Source organism: Enterococcus sp. 7E2_DIV0204 (assembly GCF_002140855.1).
Lineage (GTDB): Bacteria > Bacillota > Bacilli > Lactobacillales > Enterococcaceae > Enterococcus_L > Enterococcus_L lemimoniae.
In genome coordinates this window covers 1,088,634-1,105,654 of the sequence record NZ_NGKY01000001.1, presented here as the reverse complement: position 1 = coordinate 1,105,654, position 17,021 = coordinate 1,088,634, and the positions used below count along the sequence as shown (strand labels likewise).

The following is a 17,021-nucleotide window of genomic DNA, read 5'->3' as shown; positions in this document are numbered from 1 at the left end:
TATTTTTATATATGTTTGCTAGAGAGTTAAGTAGTCCAGTAAATGATTTGGAAATACGTTATTTGATCAAAAATGCGTTGACTGCTGCAGTGGATGATCGAGAGGTCTATTATGAAGGGAATCGATATTAGTTATTACTATGAAGGCTATACTGAATATAGTACAGAAGATCTATAATAAAAAAGCCTTCCTGAAAAAAACGCTCAGATTAAGTGTTTTTTTCAGGAAGTTTTTAATGGTTAAAATCGAAACGAATCCACCAAGCAACTCACAAATTCCTCATAAGAATCGGCTTGTAACAGTGCATCGATCGTTTCCTTATTATCCAACGATTCAATAATCAAGTTAAAAATTTTCCGAAACTCCTTTCGCTCCGACTGATTTATCGCAATCATCACCACGATTTGGACCAGATCAAAGCAGGAAAATGTGATTTTATCGGGCTCAATTATTATGATAGTAAAACGGTGGAGCACGTGACTGAACAAGACCGTGCTAAAGAATTAGTGATCAATAAAGCGGGTGAAGTAGGTTCGACTGAAAAAGAAGTGATTGAAGGAATCTATAAAGGTTGTAGTAATCCATATTTAGAAAGAAATGACTGGGATTGGGAAATCGATCCAGAAGGGTTGTGGATTACATTAAATCGGATTTATCAGCGTTATGAAATGCCGTTGATCATCACAGAAAATGGCTTAGGAGCAATCGATACACTAAACGAGAAACACCAAATTCGTGACGACTATCGCATTGATTATTTAAAGAAGCATCTTGAACAGGTTCATTTAGCCATTGTTCAGGATGGTGTAGAGGTTTTTGGTTTTTACCCATGGTCTTTTATTGATTTGATCAGTACAACTAGTGGCTTTAGAAAGCGGTATGGGTTTGTTTATGTAGATCGAACGGATACCGATGTCAGAGAATTGACTAGGTATAAAAAAGATAGTTTTTATTGGTATCAGGGAGTTATTAGGGGAAATGGAAAAAGGTTGTAACTTTAGAGCGTAAAAAAATAAAAGTGAAGGTAGATCAGATTCTAGCTAAGATGGAATCTGATCTTTTTTGAATATTGTCTGTCTGTTACCAGTAGAAGGTCTAAACTCTTAGTGAGTTAAGAAAAAATTTCAGTAACCTCTTTACCTAGTGAGCGCGCAATGTTAAGTGCCAACGAGTCAGAAGGTTTATATTTTCCTTTTTCAATACTTTGAATCGTTTGAATCGAAACATCGACCTTATCGGCAAGCTCTTCTTGGGTCATACTACTGTTGCTACGGGTTTCTTGCAAATTGTTTTTGATCGGTTTTTTCATAAATGATAGCCTCTTTCTTTTGTGATTATGATAGTAAAAAAATAACGCACGCAACATTTATTAGCAATTTTGATTAAAAATATATACTAATTCTAACTTTGTGAATTATATTTAATACTTAGCGGTGAGCTACAGATGAATGGAAAGCATTCCTTTTATCAATGACTTCTAGCATGAATAACTTCCCCAAGTTTTATGATTGCTAGGAGTTTTTTTGTCTAGGAATCAAAAGTTAAATAGTATTGAGTAATTACACTTCAATTTCTATTAGCTAACAACTAGATACTTATAATAATATCAGATATTAAAGGCTTTATAAACTTATTATTGAACTAATTGTTAAAAAAGCATGGAATAATGCTGTCTTTGTCTTGAAATAAATATTTTATGCTGAAATAACCTTTGGAAGGATAGGAAATAATGGAAATACATGAAGTTTTGAAGTTATTTAGAAAACAAATGGATTTCACGCAGAAAGAAATTTTAACTAATTTTGATCCTTCTGTTTATTCTAGAATTGAAAATGGAAAACAGGAACTCAAAATAACAGACTTGAAAAAAATAATTAATGTATTATCACTTTTACCAGAAGAAGTTTTTGCTATGGCTCCGTTAGATATAGAGCAACAAGAGTTTAAAACTCTGTACTTGTATTGTGTTCAGAACTTGCAAGATGAAATTGCCAAACAGGAGTTAGTTAATTATTTTAAAGAACTTTCAAACAAAAATAAGAATTTAAGAGAACTATCCAATTATTTTGCTATACAATGTTATTTTTCTCAATTATGGGATGAGATTGACGAAGTAAAGTTAGAGGAATTAGAAAATATCTACTCTTTGATGAGTGGTAAAAAGGATTATCAGCACTATGACTACATAATTATTAGAAATGCGATGAAATTCTTTAAAAAAGAAAAAGCAGATGTACTTATACAAAAAATTTTTCTTACTGAAGTACAACAAACTATAAAGGTTAACGATTCTTTTTATTATATTCTTTTGAATGCAATAACATCTAGGATTTACGAAAAAGAGTATTATCTTGCAAGAAAATATATTTATTTAGCTAAGAAAAATGATAAAGAGCGAAAAGATTTTCATTATCAAACACATTTAAAGTATTTAGAAAATTTATTAGATTATGTAAATATCGGTGATTATCAATATATACAGAGAATTCAAGAGTATATACATTTACTAAAAGATATAGGTGATATTGATTTAGCAGATCAAATTAGTACCGATGTCAAACTAGTTTTAGCTGGCATGGACGAACACATCGATAAAAAAGATTTTCCAGTTATTTTTGTAAAACATAATTAAATGATCAATTTTTTTTACTTCCAGTTACAGGTAAACCCTCAGCATATCTCCACCTCTTCCCTTCCACCCCAAAAACCTCTATAATAAAAACAGAAATCAAAAGAGAAGAGGAAGATTTTTGCGTATATTATTTATAGGAGATGTAGTAGGATCTCTAGGTCGCGATACAATCACCACCTATTTACCAAAACTAAAGAAAAAATATCGTCCCCAAGTAACGATTCTTAATGGCGAGAATGCGGCAGCAGGTAGAGGGATCACTGGGAAGATCTACAAGAAGTTTTTACAAGATGGTGCGGATGTTGTCACACTAGGTAATCACACTTGGGATAATAAAGAGATCTTTGAGTTTATCGATGATGCGAAAAAAATGATCCGACCAGCTAACTTTCCGCAAGGGACACCAGGACAAGGAATGGTGTTTGTGAAGGTCAACCAGCTTGAGTTGGCTGTAATCAATATGCAGGCCCGTGTTTTTATGGCAGATATCGACGATCCTTTTCGTAAAGCAGAAGAATTGATTGCTGAAGCACGCAAGCGGACGCCGTTGATTTTTGTTGATTTTCATGGCGAAACTACCAGTGAAAAACAAGCAATGGGCTGGTTTTTAGATGGTAAAGTCAGCGCTGTTGTAGGGACTCATACACATGTTCAGACCAATGATGCACGAATTTTGCCAGCAGGAACGGCCTTTTTAAGTGATGTTGGTATGACTGGACCATATGATGGCATATTAGGTATGAAGCGGGAACCGATCATAGAAAAATTTATCACAGCCTTACCAAAACGTTTTGAAGTTGTTGAAGAAGGAAGAAGTTTACTATCTGCTTGTGTCATTGATATCGATGATCAAACAGGTCAAGCTAAAAAAATAGAACCGATCCAGATCAGTGAAGATCGACCATTTGAAGAATAGATTTATTTAAAAAGACAGAAGTATTGAACTCTGGCGATAAGAGTTCAATACTTCCGTTTTTTTGTTTAGTTCTTGATATTCTAGACATAAGACATAAATTTTTCTATATCTCGTTCTGTTCTTGATTGTCCTGATGTTACTTCTTGCAGTATATCTATATAGAAAAAGACAACAAAAAATCAAAGCATTAGAAAAACAAGTAGCCGAATTAAAGAAAAATGAAGAATAGAGCTATTCTTTAGAAAAAAGAGGGAACCTAAAAAAATGGTTGCCTCTTTTTTTCTGCAGTTTCCGTTTTTTTCCGTATATTATAAAAGAAGGCCTGCTGTTTTATTTTACGTAAACTGTTGATTTTGCTGGAATTATGTTAAAATAAGTAGACTCATTTTCCAACAAAATCTACCCTAAAATAAAGGTGTGAAAACATGGAGCCATCCATTACAGATAAAAAAATCAACGAAGAATTAACCAAATTATTAGCCTTACTTGGTGAGGACGAATTGATTCAGCGTTATAAAGAATTAGAAGCTAAAGTTCAAAAAAATGAGAAACTGACAGATTTAGTTGAACAAATCAAAGCTGCACAAAAAGATGCTGTTCAATTTGCGCATTATGATAAACCAGAAGCGGAGAAAGCTGCAATCCAGCGAGCAGACGCACTAACGAAAGAATTCGATGAACATCCCTTAGTTGTCGCTTATCGAGAACAACTGATGGAAGCCAACGACCTTTTACAACATGTCACAGACATGATCCAGTATAGAATCAATGAAGAGCTAGAAAAGGAAGGGTAATAATGCCTCAAAAAACGAAGAACACACCAATGATGGAACAATATTTAGCAATCAAAGAACAATATCAGGACGCTTTTCTATTTTACCGATTAGGCGACTTTTATGAAATGTTTTACGAAGATGCGATCAATGCCTCACAGTTGTTAGAATTGACCTTGACGAGCCGTAATCGCAATGCGGATGATCCGATCCCAATGTGTGGTATTCCCCACCATGCCGCTCAAGGCTATATTGATACATTGATAGAAAAAGGCTATAAAGTAGCGATTTGTGAACAAGTAGAAGATCCTAAAACAACCAAAGGTATGGTCAAACGTGAAGTTGTACAGCTGATCACTCCAGGAACGGTTATGACTAGTAAAGGCTTAGATGCAAAAGACAACAACTATTTAACGGCTATCGTAGAAGAAAATGGCGTCTTTGGCTTAGCCTATGTCGATTTAAGTACGGGAGAATTGAAAACGGCGGTCTTAAGCGATGAAGATGCTGTGATCAATGAAGCCTCAGCACTACAAACTAAAGAAATCGTGCTAGGTAGTCCATTAGCAGAAACATTACAACAAACGTTGAAAGACCGTTTGAATATTATTTTTTCTGAACAAAAACAAGCAGAAGAAAATGCCGAGTTCAGCTTTTTAACCAGCGAGCTGACACATCCGCTAGAAGTCGAAGTAACCGGGAAATTATTGACTTATTTAACGGTAACGCAAAAACGCGGATTATCACACATTCAAAAAGCTGTCGAGTACCAACCAGACCATTTCTTAAAAATGGATCACTATTCTAAATTCAACTTGGAATTGACACAATCGATTCGGACTGGTTTGAAAAAAGGAACATTATTATGGTTGTTGGACGAAACAAAAACCGCAATGGGCGGACGTTTGTTAAAACAATGGCTGGATCGTCCCTTGATCCAAGAAAAACAAATCCAAACACGCCAAGCGATGGTTCAATCATTATTAAATGCCTACTTTGAGCGTGTCGATCTACAGTCTAGACTGACAAAAGTATATGATTTAGAACGTTTAGCTGGCCGTGTCGCATTTGGAAATGTTAATGGACGTGATTTGATCCAACTAAGAACATCCTTAGAACAAGTTCCATTGGTTCGTGAATTGATTGTTGGCATCAACCAAGGAGAATGGAATGATCTGTTACTTGATTTAAATCCAGCAGAGGATGTTGTTGAACTGATCAGTCAAGCAATCAACGAAGAAGCACCCCTTGCGATTACTGAAGGAAATATCATTAAAGATAATTACAATAAAAAATTAGATGAATACCGCGATGCGATGCGTCATGGCAAACAGTGGCTAGCTGAATTAGAAGCCAAAGAACGCCAAGAAACAGGCATCAAAACCCTAAAAGTTGGGTTTAACCGTGTATTTGGTTATTATATCGAAGTCACAAAATCTAATTTAGCCAACTTAGCAGAAGGCAAATACGAACGTAAGCAAACTTTAGCAAATGCAGAGCGCTTTATCACACCAGAACTAAAAGAGATGGAAACCCTGATCTTAGAAGCAGAAGAAAAATCAGTTGATCTAGAATATCAACTATTTCTAGAGGTACGTGAACAAGTCAAAGCGAACATCGAACGACTGCAAAAATTAGCGAAAACGATCAGTGCCGTTGATGTGTTACAAGCCTTTGCTACCGTCAGTGAACGATACCAATATGTGCGTCCAACTTTAAAAAGCAATAGCAAAGAATTGCATATTGTGGAAGGGCGGCACCCCGTTGTGGAGAAGGTTTTAGGCCACCAAGAATATATTCCAAATAGTGTGCATATGAGTAAAGAAGACATCATTCTATTGATCACTGGACCAAATATGTCAGGTAAAAGTACCTATATGCGTCAACTTGCGTTAACTGTAGTAATGGCTCAAATTGGTTGTTTTGTACCAGCTGAATCAGCTGAGTTACCGATTTTTGACCAAATATTTACCAGAATTGGCGCATCAGATGACTTGATTGCAGGCCAAAGTACCTTTATGGTAGAAATGATGGAAGCCAATCAAGCATTACGTCACGCTACCCCAAACAGTTTGATTTTATTCGATGAGTTGGGACGTGGGACGGCAACTTATGATGGAATGGCATTAGCCCAAGCAATCATCGAATATATCCACCGAGAAGTCAAAGCCAAAACACTGTTCTCTACTCACTATCATGAACTAACCGTGTTAGATGAAAACCTAACCGGATTAAAAAATATTCATGTCGGGGCTGTGGAAAAAAATGGCGAAGTTGTCTTCCTACATAAAATGATGGAAGGTCCAGCAGATAAAAGTTATGGGATCCATGTAGCGAAAATCGCCGGATTACCAAGCGATTTATTAGAACGTGCAGCAACGATCCTTTCTGCTTTAGAGTCAGAAGAACAACCCCTAAAACAGATTGAATACAAAGATGAAATCAAAGAAGATACAGAACAATTATCCCTCTTTAAAGAAGTATCCACCGATGAATTAAGTGTGATCGATACGTTAAAGAAAATCAACTTATTAGAGATGACACCAATGGACGCTTTAAATAAATTACACGAACTACAAAAAAGAATCTAAATTCCAGAGTGGAAAATGGAACAAGGAGATGATCCTAAATGGGAAAAATCCAAGAACTATCTGAACAGCTTGCCAATCAGATCGCTGCGGGTGAAGTAGTAGAACGTCCGGCATCTGTAGTTAAAGAACTTGTTGAAAACGCCATTGATGCTGGCAGTACGCAAATTGACATTTTCATTGAGGAAGCTGGCTTGAAGACGATTCAAGTCATTGATAATGGTGAAGGAATCGCTAAAGAGGACATCTTAAATGCCTTTAAACGACATGCAACAAGTAAAATTCATACCCGAGATGATCTATTTCGGATCCGTAGCTTAGGCTTTCGCGGTGAAGCCTTGCCCAGTATTGCTTCTGTATCGGAAATCAGCGTTGAAACGGCTGTCTCAGATGAAGAAGAAGGTAGCCTTGTACAAATGAAAGGCGGAACGATCGAAGAACATCGTCCAGCAGCGCTAAGAAAAGGCACAAAAATCACCGTTTCAAACCTGTTTTTCAATACGCCTGCGCGTTTAAAATATGTTAAAACGATCCAAACCGAATTAGCCAATGTGGGCGATATTGTTAATCGTTTAGCCCTGAGCCATCCAAAGATTGCTTTTCGTTTGGTACATGACGGCAATAAGATGATGAATACAGCTGGCAATGGTGATTTGAAACAAACAATCGCAGGTATCTATGGCATCAGTACGGCTAAAAAAATGCTGAAAATCGAAGCGAAAGATTTAGACTTTAAATTGACGGGGTATGTTTCTTTACCGGAAGTTACTAGAGCGAGTCGTAACTATTTATCAACGATCATTAATGGCCGTTACATCAAAAACTTTGCTTTGAATAAATCAATCGTTGATGGTTATGGCTCTAAATTGATGGTGGGTCGTTTCCCATTAGCGGTAGTAGAGATCGAGATGGATCCGCTGTTAGTCGATGTCAATGTTCATCCAACCAAGCAAGAAGTTCGTTTAAGTAAGGAGAAAGAGCTGATGACCTTGATCAGTACAGCGATTCGTGAAGTATTGAGTCATGAGCAACTGATCCCCAATGCGGCAGACAATTTGCGCTTTAAAAAGAAAGTTGAAATGCAGCCAAAGGTCGAACAAATGGAGATTCCGCTAACAGAACCAGAAGCACCGGCTAAACCGAATCGGAAACCTAGTAGTTTAGGATATGATGCAGCTAGCGGTAATTTCTTTGTTAAAGAGACAACGGCAGAATTTTCAACACAAAAACCAGTCAACAGTTGGGCACAAACACCCGAACCACAAACGAAAGAAGACTCTGAGCGAGAGGCTTTGTTGGCCTACGCATTTAGTTCACCTGAGGAGCAAGCTTCCTTTCCTGATAGTGATCAGCAAGCGCTATCTCAGACATCAGAGGAGACTGTTTCATCAAGTGAGGAAGCGGCAAACGTAGATGAACAAGTCTATGAAGAAGAATTGAGCCATCATCCAGAGTTTGATTTTTCAGAGACTGAGGCTAAAAATGACTTAAATAAAATGCTGAACAAGTTATCAGATGAACGTCCTAAAGAACGTTTTCCAGAACTAGAATACTTTGGTCAAATGCATGGCACATACTTGTTTGCTCAAAGTAAAGACGGCCTGTATATCATTGATCAACACGCCGCTCAAGAGCGAATCAAATATGAGTATTTTAGAGAAAAAATCGGTGAAGTTACCAATGATTTACAAGAATTATTGGTACCGATCGTGATTGATTATCCTAATAGTGATGCGTTAAAGATCAAAGAACAAAAAGAAACATTGGCAGAAGTCGGGATTCACTTAGAGGATTTCGGTCAAAACAGTTTCATTGTTCGATCTCATCCAACATGGTATCCAGCAGGAGAAGAAGAATCGATCATTCGGGAAATGATTGACATGTTTTTAACGACTGGATCTGTTAGCGTGAAAAAATTCCGTGAAGCCACCGCAATTATGATGAGCTGTAAACGGTCGATCAAAGCCAATCATTATCTGAATGAACAACAGGCTCGAGTGTTGCTGAAGGATTTAGAAACGTGTGAAAATCCGTTCAATTGCCCTCATGGACGCCCTGTTTTGATCCACTTTACTAACTCAGATATGGAAAAAATGTTTAAACGAATTCAAGATCCACATTAAAAATAGGGAAGAAGGTTTTATCCTAATGGCAGTTATCCTGGCCTCTCAATCGCCGCGTAGACATGAGTTATTAAGTCGCATCATTTCTGATTTTGAAGTAGTACCGGCTGATATTGATGAAGATGTAAAAAGTTATTTTACGCCAATGGATTATGTTTTGACGATGGCGGCGCAAAAAGCAGCTCATATTGCAAAACAGTATCCAAATGATCTAGTGATCGGTTCTGATACGATCGTCACGATCGATAATGAAATATTGGGAAAACCCACTTCTAGAGAAGATGGCTTTCGGATGTTGAGACAACTGAGTGGTAGAACACATAAAGTGTACACCAGTGTTGTCTTGATGAAAGATGATCAAGAATCTTCTGCAACGGTTCCAGCAACAGTTGAATTTTATGATTTGACAGATGAAGAAATCAATCGTTATTTAGATACAAAAGAGTATGAAGACAAAGCAGGCGCATATGGAATCCAAGAACAAGGAGCCCTGTTAGTAAAAAGTATCCAAGGGGATTACTATTCGATCATGGGCCTTCCAATCGCTACTCTTTATCGTATGCTGCCGTCTTTTGATCAGTGCTAGAACAAGGAAAGAAGGAAAAAATCAATGAAATGTTCCCAAACAAGAGCGATCCAAACACATATGATCACCTATCCTCATTTGAATTTTCATAAAACGTTATTTGGCGGTCAATTGATGGCGTGGTTAGATGAAACGGCAGGCATCGCTGCTGTTCGAGTATCAAGAGCCGCAATCGTGACCGCTTCTGTGGATCACTTAGACTTTCTAGCGCCGTTAAAAGCCAGCCACTCTGTCTGTATCGATGCCTATGTGTCTGGTGTCGGCACACGTTCAATGGAAATATTTGCTAAAGTGATCGGAGAAGACTTATTTACGGGTGAACGTTATTTAGCAGGTACTTGCTTTATGACCTTTGTTGTACCTAAAGGAGCCAGTTTACCTGAAAACATCGAACCTGAGACAAAAGAAGAACACTTTATCTGCCAAGGTTACGAAGCGAGAAAACAAGTTAGACAAGCAAAACGACAAGGAAGTCTTGATCTTGCTCAAAACGTCGATTTGACCATTCCTTGGAATTAATTTAAGGCTTAAACACTCATTTTCTAAACAGAAAATGAGTGTTTTTTTCGCAATGATGCTATGATAAGACTAACTAAAAAAGTAAGGGTGTGATTTGTCATGGAAAAACCATCAAAAGAAGAGTTGAAAGAGCAGTTATCTGATATCGAATATGCAGTAACCCAAGAAAATGCGACAGAGCGACCTTTCACTGGTAAATATGACGATTTCTATCAAGAAGGCATTTATGTCGATATCGTTAGTGGCGAACCTCTCTTTAGTTCAACAGATAAATATGATGCAGGGTGCGGTTGGCCAGCATTTACGAAACCAATTGAAAAACAAGATGTAGTAGAGCATAGCGATTTTTCTTTAGGAATGCATCGAGTTGAAGTGCGTAGTAAAGAAGCAGACTCTCACCTAGGACACGTCTTTACAGATGGACCTACAGATCAAGGTGGGTTACGTTATTGTATCAATGCGGCAGCTTTGCGGTTTATTCCAGTAGCAGAGTTAGAAAAAGCTGGCTACGGAGAATATAAAGCTTTATTTAAATAAGAATAAGGAGAGTGAGACAAAACTAAAGATTAGGTTTGTCTCACTCTTTTTTTGTTAGCGCTTCGATTTCTGTATAGATGTTATTTTTAGATTATACAAAAAGATTGCATTTTAGATTTGTATCTAGTAATATAAGAATATTCAGAAAATTAAAATTCGGAAAGAGAATTATTATTTATTGAGGAGAAAAAAATGAAAAAGAAAAATATGACGAAATTAATCAGTGTTATGATGTTGTCGACACTGGTATTAGCGGCTTGTGGTGGCGGCGGTAAGACTGGTTCGACAGATAGTAGTAGCGACAGCAAAAAAGCGAGTGGGGAACAGCTTTTTCGATTAGTCGTGCAACAAGAAATGCCAACAGCCGATTTATCATTAGGAACAAATACCATCAGTTTTTCAGCCTTTAATAATATTTATGAAGGCTTGTACCGATTAGATGCGAAAAGTAAACCACATGCTGCAGGTGCAGCTGAAATGGCGAAAAAAAGCGATGATGGCTTAACCTATACCTTCAAGCTAAGAGAAGACGCTAAATGGTCAAACGGCGATCCTGTTGTAGCCGCAGACTACGTTTATGGCTGGCAGCGGACAGCAGATCCTAAAACAGCAGCTGAATATGCTTACATGTTTGCCTTGGTTAAAAACGGAGCGGATGTTTCAGACGGTAAAAAACCATTAGATGAATTAGGAATCAAAGCAATCAGTGATTACGAATTAGAAGTAACATTAGAGCAAGAAACACCTTATTTTGATTATCTATTAGCATTTCCATCATTTTTCCCGCAAAATAAAAAAATCGTAGACGAAAAAGGCAAAGATTATGCCGCAACAAGTGAAGCCTCTGTCTATAATGGTCCATTTACATTGACTGATTTTGACGGTGCAGGAACGGATACGGAGTGGTCTTATACAAAGAATGACCAATATTGGGACAAAGAGACAGTTCAGTTAGATAAGATCGAAGTAAAGGTAGTCAAAGAAGCACCGACCTCGTTGAATCTTTTCCAAGATGGACAAGTTGATGATGTGATTTTAAGTGGTGAATTAGCGAAACAAATGGCCGATGATCCAGAACTTGTGATTGAAAAAGATGCGCGAACATCTTATCTAGAATTTAATCAAAGGGATGAAAAATCACCTTATCGCAATGCGAATTTAAGAAAAGCAATCTCTTATTCAATCGACCGTGATGCGTTGGTTGACCGGATTTTAGGAGATGGCTCAGTTGCTTCTACAGGGCTAGTTCCAGCGGGCATGTCATTTTCACCAGAAGGCAATAAAGACTTTGCTGATGAAAATAAAAACGTGTTGACTCATGACACTAAAAAAGCAAAAGAATATTGGGAAAAGGCGAAAAAAGAATTGGGCATCGATTCATTCAAATTTGATATTGTCGGTGACGATACCGATTCTACGAAAAAAATATTAGAGTATATCCAAGGGGCAGTCAAAGAGACATTAGATGGCGTGGATGTGACAGTTACTAATGTACCGTTTGCTGTTCGTTTAGATCGTGGTAAAAATGGCGACTTTGAAGTGATCATGGGCGGTTGGGGGGCTGATTATGCCGATCCAAGTAGTTTTACTGATCTATTCCTAACAGGTGGATCATACAATAGAGGACGTTACTCAAATGAAAAATATGATCAACTAGTTAAAGATTCAGGCAGTAAAAATGCCGCAGATCCAGAAAAACGCTGGACAGATATTGTAGATGCTGAGAAGCTATTGATGGACGATATGGGTGTTGCTCCAGTCTATCAAAAAGCAGAAGCACATATGCGCAGTTCAAAAGTCAAAGGTGTGATTGCTCACGGAGCTGGCGCACGTTATGATTATAAGTGGACGTATATTACTGAATAATAAAATGAACCAGTATGAATTTTAAACCAATTCGTACTGGCTTTTTTTATTTAAGCAGGTGCTTTTTTTCTAACTACTGATTTTCCTGAATCTGTGCTAAAATAGAAACGTATGTGCGTGTAAAGCAAAAACAACGCTAGCAAGAAAGGTGAAATTATGTACGAATATATCATTGGTAAAGTGACCTTTATCAGCCCTTATTATATTGTAGTCGAAACAAATGGCATTGGTTATCAAATTTCTGTAGGTAATCCGTACCGCTATTCAGGCAAAACCGAACAACAAATCAAAATTTATGTCCACCAAGTGATTCGTGAAGATGCTCATTCATTATACGGATTTGGCGATTTAGATGAAAAACAACTCTTCTTAAAATTGATCAGCGTTTCAGGAATTGGACCTAAAAGTGGTCTAGCAATCATGGCGTCAGAAGATCATGGTGGGTTAATCAATGCCATCGAAAGCGAAGATGCAGCATACTTAACTAAATTCCCAGGGGTGGGTAAAAAAACAGCTCAACAAATGGTTCTTGATCTCAAAGGTAAATTAGGCGAACTAGAAACGTCAGAAGCAGCTGTTGAAGCAATGGCTAAAACACCAGCAAATCAATCAGCCAATCAGTCACTGACAGAAGCCTTAGAAGCATTAAGTGCGCTAGGCTATAGCGATAAAGAAATCAAACGAATCACACCAAAACTAGAAGAACTAGGGAAGCAAGCAACAGACGAATATTTACGTAACGCACTAAAATTCATGATGAAACGTTAAGGAGGAATGGCTATGACAGAAGATGAAAGACTACTTTCCGCTGAAACAACAAGCGAAGGAGAAAAGTCCTTAGAAAAGTCACTACGTCCCCAATTTCTCGAACAATATATCGGTCAAGATAAAGTCAAACAGGAGCTAACGATCTATATCGAAGCTGCCCGTAATCGGGAAGAGGCCCTAGATCATGCTCTTTTGTATGGACCACCTGGACTGGGTAAAACAACGATGGCAATGGTGATTGCCAATGAAATGCGTGTCAATATCCGTACCACCAGCGGACCAGCAATCGAACGTGCAGGAGATCTAGTTGCTATTTTAAATGAATTAGAGCCAGGTGATGTTTTATTTATCGATGAAATTCATCGTCTCCCTCGAGTAGTAGAAGAAATGCTTTATTCAGCAATGGAGGATTTCTACGTAGATATCATGGTAGGGCAAGGAACAACGGCTCACCCTGTTCATTTTCCCTTGCCGCCTTTCACCTTGATTGGTGCAACCACTAGAGCAGGGATGTTATCAGCGCCACTTCGAGATCGCTTTGGGATTATTTCCCATATGGAATATTATGAAACACAGGACCTGAAAGAAATCGTCTTGCGTTCTGCGGACATTTTCCAAACAGAAATCGTAGAAGAAGGCGCATTTGAGATTGCTCGCCGTTCTCGAGGTACCCCACGAATCGCCAATCGTCTGTTAAAACGAGTACGTGATTTTGCCCAAGTCCAGTCAAACGGGACAATTGATCGCGGCATTGCTGATCAGGCGTTGACCTTACTACAAGTCGATCATCAAGGCTTAGATTATGTCGATCAAAAATTATTGAAGACCATGATCGAATTATATGGCGGTGGTCCTGTTGGGTTAAGCACGTTAGCTGTTAACATCAGTGAAGAGACGGAAACCGTGGAAGATATGTATGAACCTTATTTGATTCAGAAAGGGTTTATTAAACGAACACCAAGAGGTCGGATCGCAACGGCATTGGCTTATGAGCATTTTGGATATGAATCATATTATCAGGAATAATATACGAAACACTCAAACTATGGGATGAATTCTCTCCGAATAGTTTGAGTGTTTTATTGTCAGAGAATGGGGTACCTTCAAGGCGTGTGTACCTTCCAAAAATACCAACCATTAACAAATCCCTAAAAATCCTTCAAAACCTTATATTTTCCACTCATTTTTTGGTATGATGAACGTATCTAAAAAAAGTGAGGAAAAAAACATGAGCGAATCACAAATAACCAAAAAAGCTATTTCTGCTGCACTGATTGAATTATGCGGTCGAAAATTATTCAGTAAGATCAGCGTTCAAGATATTACGAAGGAAGTCGGTTTAAATCGCCAAACGTTCTATTATCACTTTACCGATAAACAAGATCTATTGCGTTGGATTTATACCCATGATGCCTTGATTTATTTAGATTCGCCAGATGTCTCTATCGATAATTGGGAAGAACAAGTGCTAAAAATGTTAAAAGCGATCCAATCAAAAAGTGATTTCTACTATAATACCGTAAGTTCCGATTCAGATATTCTAAGAGGCTGTTTTTCAACGATCACCAATCAACTGTTTATCAACTTATTTGACCAAGTCGACCAAGAAAACCAATTGCTGCCAGAAGATAAAATCTTTTATGCCCGCTTCTTTTCATATGGCTGTAGTGGTGTTTTGATTGATTGGATCTTAGGCAGCTACAAAGAATCACCTTTAGAAATCGCCACACAGCTATTTCGTTTGGCTAAAGATACCGAGTTTTTCTCTTATCGATTGTATGCGCAAGAAAACGAACTATTGTGACAAATTGACCAAAGTGTCAAAAAAGAAGACGGAATGGAAAGGCTATCACAAGACAAACGTTGGGAATCATTGTACGCTAGGTTCATAAATTGAATCGGGGGGGTTCTCATGAAAAAAAGACATATTGGATTAGCAGCAGCAGGTGTATTAGGCGCAGCCATTCTGGCTAAAAAAGTATCCGCTGAAAAAGAAGTAGAGAAGATTGCAGAAATTGAAGAAGAAATCAACAGTCGTTATTATGGTGATAAACAAGTATATCTAATTGGCGGCGGTATTGCGACAATGGCTGCAGCAGCTTACTTGATTCGGGATGCAAACTTTAACGGAAAGAATATCCATGTGATCGAAGGCATGAAAATTCTCGGCGGCAGTAATGATGGGATTGGAACAAACGAAAAAGGCTTTGTAGCCCGCGGTGGTCGGATGTTGAATGAAGAAACCTATGAAAACTTCTGGGAGCTATTCGATAGCATTCCTTCGCTTGAATGGCCAAATCACAGTGTAACAGAAGAAATTTTAAACTTTGACCATTTACACCCAACCCATGCTCAAGCACGTTTAGTGACAAAAGATCAAGAAATTCTTGATACCCATACAATGGGCTTTGACAATGAAGATCGTTTAGCGATGACAAAATTATTAGCCGCTTCAGAAGAAAGTTTAGATGGTGTGACCATTGAAGAATGGTTTGGTCCACACTTCTTTGAAACAAACTTTTGGTACATGTGGCAAACAACCTTTGCTTTCCAAAAATGGAGCAGTGTCTTTGAATTACGTCGATATATGAATCGGATGATTTTAGAATTTTCCCGTATCGATACATTAGAAGGTGTGACACGGACTGCGTTGAATCAATACGATAGCGTGATCTTACCATTGAAATCATTTTTGGAAAAACACGGTGTTGATTTTACCTTGAATGAAGACGTTATTGATTTGGAATTTAAACCAGGATCAGAAATCACAGTGACCGCATTGAGATTAGGGAATGGTGAAACAATCGAGTTAGATGAAGAAGATGTAGTCATCATGACCAACGGAACAATGACCGACAGCTCTACAGAAGGAGACTGGCAGACTGCAGCTCCAGCTGTAACGGAAGAGTCGCGTTCAGCACGTCTATGGCGTAATATTGCTAAGAAAAAAGCTGGCTTAGGTAATCCAGAACCATTCTTTGGTAATGAAGCCGAAACAAACTGGGAAAGCTTCACTGTAACATGTCGTGGGGATAAGTTATTAAAACGGATCGAAGAGTTTTCTGGAAACATTCCAGGCTCTGGTGCTTTGATGACGTTAAAAGATTCAAGCTGGTTGATGAGTACCGTTGTGGCAGCACAACCTCACTTTAAAAACCAAGATCCAGACACGACTATTTTCTGGGGATACGGTATTTACACAGATAAAGTCGGTGATTACGTGAAAAAACCAATGCGTGATTGTACTGGGGAAGAAATTTTGTACGAATGGATTTGCCAAATGGGATGGCAAGCCGATTGGGATGAAATCGTTAAAGATGTTGTCAATGTGATTCCTGCTTACATGCCGTATATTGATGCACAATTCCAACCACGTAAAATGACAGATCGCCCACAAGTTGTTCCTGAAAATAGTACAAACTTTGCCATGGTCAGTCAATTTGTGGAGATTCCGAAAGATATGGTCTTTACTGAGGAGTATTCAGTTCGAGCGGCGAGAATTGCTGTGTATACGTTATTTGATATTGATAAAGAGATTATTCCTGTGACACCGTATAATCGTGATCCTAAAGTGTTGGCTAAAGCTGCACAAACGATGTTTAGATAAAAATAACTTAAGAGTAAATGACATGTTTTAATTTGTCATTTACTCTTTTTTTGTAAAAAAGTGAGGAAGCGATTTACATAAATAGGATCATTTACCTAGAAAAATC

The 17,021-nt window shown here is 37.9% G+C and carries 16 protein-coding genes and 1 pseudogene; 15 read left to right on the top strand and 2 right to left on the bottom strand.

Annotated features, from left to right (window positions below; translation table 11 throughout):
• Nucleotides 1–8 precede the first annotated feature (8 nt).
• A pseudogene (locus A5819_RS18910) lies at nucleotides 9–177 on the top strand (cell filamentation protein Fic); the annotation flags it as partial.
• A gap of 62 nt (nucleotides 178–239) precedes the next feature.
• On the opposite strand, the gene A5819_RS20065 reads toward A5819_RS18910, so the two are convergent.
• Nucleotides 240–476, bottom strand: coding sequence for a PTS sugar transporter subunit IIA (locus A5819_RS20065; protein ID WP_369596902.1), 237 nt, complete (start codon nucleotides 474–476; stop codon nucleotides 240–242).
• Between A5819_RS20065 and A5819_RS05250 the strand changes: the two genes are divergently transcribed.
• Nucleotides 405–995, top strand: a complete 591-nt coding sequence (locus A5819_RS05250) for a family 1 glycosylhydrolase (RefSeq protein WP_176271363.1) — start codon at nucleotides 405–407, stop codon at nucleotides 993–995. The two genes, A5819_RS20065 and A5819_RS05250, sit on opposite strands and share 72 nt — an antisense overlap.
• A gap of 116 nt (nucleotides 996–1,111) precedes the next feature.
• On the opposite strand, the gene A5819_RS05245 is transcribed toward A5819_RS05250, so the two are convergent.
• Entirely contained in the window at nucleotides 1,112–1,297 is a 186-nt protein-coding gene (locus A5819_RS05245) for a helix-turn-helix transcriptional regulator (RefSeq protein WP_086279653.1), read from the bottom strand.
• Between the two features lie 432 nt (nucleotides 1,298–1,729).
• On the opposite strand from A5819_RS05245, the gene A5819_RS05240 reads away from it, so the two are divergent.
• The 13 genes from A5819_RS05240 to A5819_RS05180 all read left to right on the top strand — a co-directional run bounded on the left by A5819_RS05240 (nucleotide 1,730) and on the right by A5819_RS05180 (nucleotide 16,915).
• Entirely contained in the window at nucleotides 1,730–2,632 is a 903-nt protein-coding gene (locus A5819_RS05240) for a helix-turn-helix domain-containing protein (protein ID WP_086277399.1), read from the top strand.
• A 118-nt stretch (nucleotides 2,633–2,750) separates the two neighbouring features.
• The gene (locus tag A5819_RS05235) at nucleotides 2,751–3,548 is read left to right on the top strand and encodes a TIGR00282 family metallophosphoesterase (RefSeq protein ID WP_086277398.1); all 798 of its coding nucleotides are present in this window, start codon (nucleotides 2,751–2,753) and stop codon (nucleotides 3,546–3,548) included.
• Nucleotides 3,549–3,973: 425 nt separating this feature from the next.
• Nucleotides 3,974–4,342 carry a RicAFT regulatory complex protein RicA family protein gene (locus A5819_RS05230; protein ID WP_086277397.1) on the top strand — a complete coding sequence of 123 codons (369 nt, stop codon included), beginning with the start codon at nucleotides 3,974–3,976 and terminating at the stop codon, nucleotides 4,340–4,342.
• 2 nt (nucleotides 4,343–4,344) lie between these two features.
• Nucleotides 4,345–6,912: a DNA mismatch repair protein MutS gene (mutS, locus tag A5819_RS05225; protein WP_086277396.1), complete on the top strand. Its 2,568-nt coding sequence runs from the start codon at nucleotides 4,345–4,347 to the stop codon at nucleotides 6,910–6,912.
• Nucleotides 6,913–6,950: 38 nt separating this feature from the next.
• Nucleotides 6,951–9,032: a DNA mismatch repair endonuclease MutL gene (gene mutL, locus A5819_RS05220; protein WP_086277395.1), complete on the top strand. Its 2,082-nt coding sequence runs from the start codon at nucleotides 6,951–6,953 to the stop codon at nucleotides 9,030–9,032.
• Between the two features lie 25 nt (nucleotides 9,033–9,057).
• On the top strand, nucleotides 9,058–9,618 hold the full coding sequence (locus A5819_RS05215; protein ID WP_086277394.1) for a nucleoside triphosphate pyrophosphatase: 561 nt from the start codon (nucleotides 9,058–9,060) through the stop codon (nucleotides 9,616–9,618).
• Nucleotides 9,619–9,642: 24 nt separating this feature from the next.
• Nucleotides 9,643–10,137 (top strand): acyl-CoA thioesterase, encoded by a 495-nt coding sequence (locus A5819_RS05210; RefSeq protein WP_086277393.1) that lies wholly within the window; start codon nucleotides 9,643–9,645, stop codon nucleotides 10,135–10,137.
• A gap of 99 nt (nucleotides 10,138–10,236) precedes the next feature.
• The gene (gene msrB, locus A5819_RS05205) at nucleotides 10,237–10,674 is read left to right on the top strand and encodes a peptide-methionine (R)-S-oxide reductase MsrB (protein ID WP_086277392.1); all 438 of its coding nucleotides are present in this window, start codon (nucleotides 10,237–10,239) and stop codon (nucleotides 10,672–10,674) included.
• 192 nt (nucleotides 10,675–10,866) lie between these two features.
• Nucleotides 10,867–12,540, top strand: coding sequence for a peptide ABC transporter substrate-binding protein (locus tag A5819_RS05200; RefSeq protein ID WP_086277391.1), 1,674 nt, complete (start codon nucleotides 10,867–10,869; stop codon nucleotides 12,538–12,540).
• 156 nt (nucleotides 12,541–12,696) lie between these two features.
• A complete protein-coding gene (ruvA, locus tag A5819_RS05195; protein ID WP_086277390.1) occupies nucleotides 12,697–13,308 on the top strand; it encodes a Holliday junction branch migration protein RuvA in 612 nt (203 codons plus the stop codon).
• A gap of 12 nt (nucleotides 13,309–13,320) precedes the next feature.
• Nucleotides 13,321–14,334, top strand: coding sequence for a Holliday junction branch migration DNA helicase RuvB (gene ruvB / locus A5819_RS05190; RefSeq protein WP_086277388.1), 1,014 nt, complete (start codon nucleotides 13,321–13,323; stop codon nucleotides 14,332–14,334).
• A gap of 202 nt (nucleotides 14,335–14,536) precedes the next feature.
• Nucleotides 14,537–15,112, top strand: a complete 576-nt coding sequence (locus tag A5819_RS05185; RefSeq protein ID WP_086277386.1) for a TetR/AcrR family transcriptional regulator — start codon at nucleotides 14,537–14,539, stop codon at nucleotides 15,110–15,112.
• Nucleotides 15,113–15,220: 108 nt separating this feature from the next.
• Nucleotides 15,221–16,915 (top strand): oleate hydratase, encoded by a 1,695-nt coding sequence (locus A5819_RS05180; RefSeq protein ID WP_086277384.1) that lies wholly within the window; start codon nucleotides 15,221–15,223, stop codon nucleotides 16,913–16,915.
• Nucleotides 16,916–17,021 lie beyond the last annotated feature (106 nt).

Coding starts and splice junctions, on each gene's coding strand:
- A5819_RS05240 (WP_086277399.1), top strand. CDS start 1,730: ATGGAAATACATGAAGTTTTGAAGTTATTTAGAAAACAAATGGATTTC.
- A5819_RS05230 (WP_086277397.1), top strand. CDS start 3,974: ATGGAGCCATCCATTACAGATAAAAAAATCAACGAAGAATTAACCAAA.
- mutS (WP_086277396.1), top strand. CDS start 4,345: ATGCCTCAAAAAACGAAGAACACACCAATGATGGAACAATATTTAGCA.
- mutL (WP_086277395.1), top strand. CDS start 6,951: ATGGGAAAAATCCAAGAACTATCTGAACAGCTTGCCAATCAGATCGCT.
- A5819_RS05215 (WP_086277394.1), top strand. CDS start 9,058: ATGGCAGTTATCCTGGCCTCTCAATCGCCGCGTAGACATGAGTTATTA.
- A5819_RS05210 (WP_086277393.1), top strand. CDS start 9,643: ATGAAATGTTCCCAAACAAGAGCGATCCAAACACATATGATCACCTAT.
- msrB (WP_086277392.1), top strand. CDS start 10,237: ATGGAAAAACCATCAAAAGAAGAGTTGAAAGAGCAGTTATCTGATATC.
- A5819_RS05200 (WP_086277391.1), top strand. CDS start 10,867: ATGAAAAAGAAAAATATGACGAAATTAATCAGTGTTATGATGTTGTCG.
- ruvA (WP_086277390.1), top strand. CDS start 12,697: ATGTACGAATATATCATTGGTAAAGTGACCTTTATCAGCCCTTATTAT.
- ruvB (WP_086277388.1), top strand. CDS start 13,321: ATGACAGAAGATGAAAGACTACTTTCCGCTGAAACAACAAGCGAAGGA.
- A5819_RS05185 (WP_086277386.1), top strand. CDS start 14,537: ATGAGCGAATCACAAATAACCAAAAAAGCTATTTCTGCTGCACTGATT.
- A5819_RS05180 (WP_086277384.1), top strand. CDS start 15,221: ATGAAAAAAAGACATATTGGATTAGCAGCAGCAGGTGTATTAGGCGCA.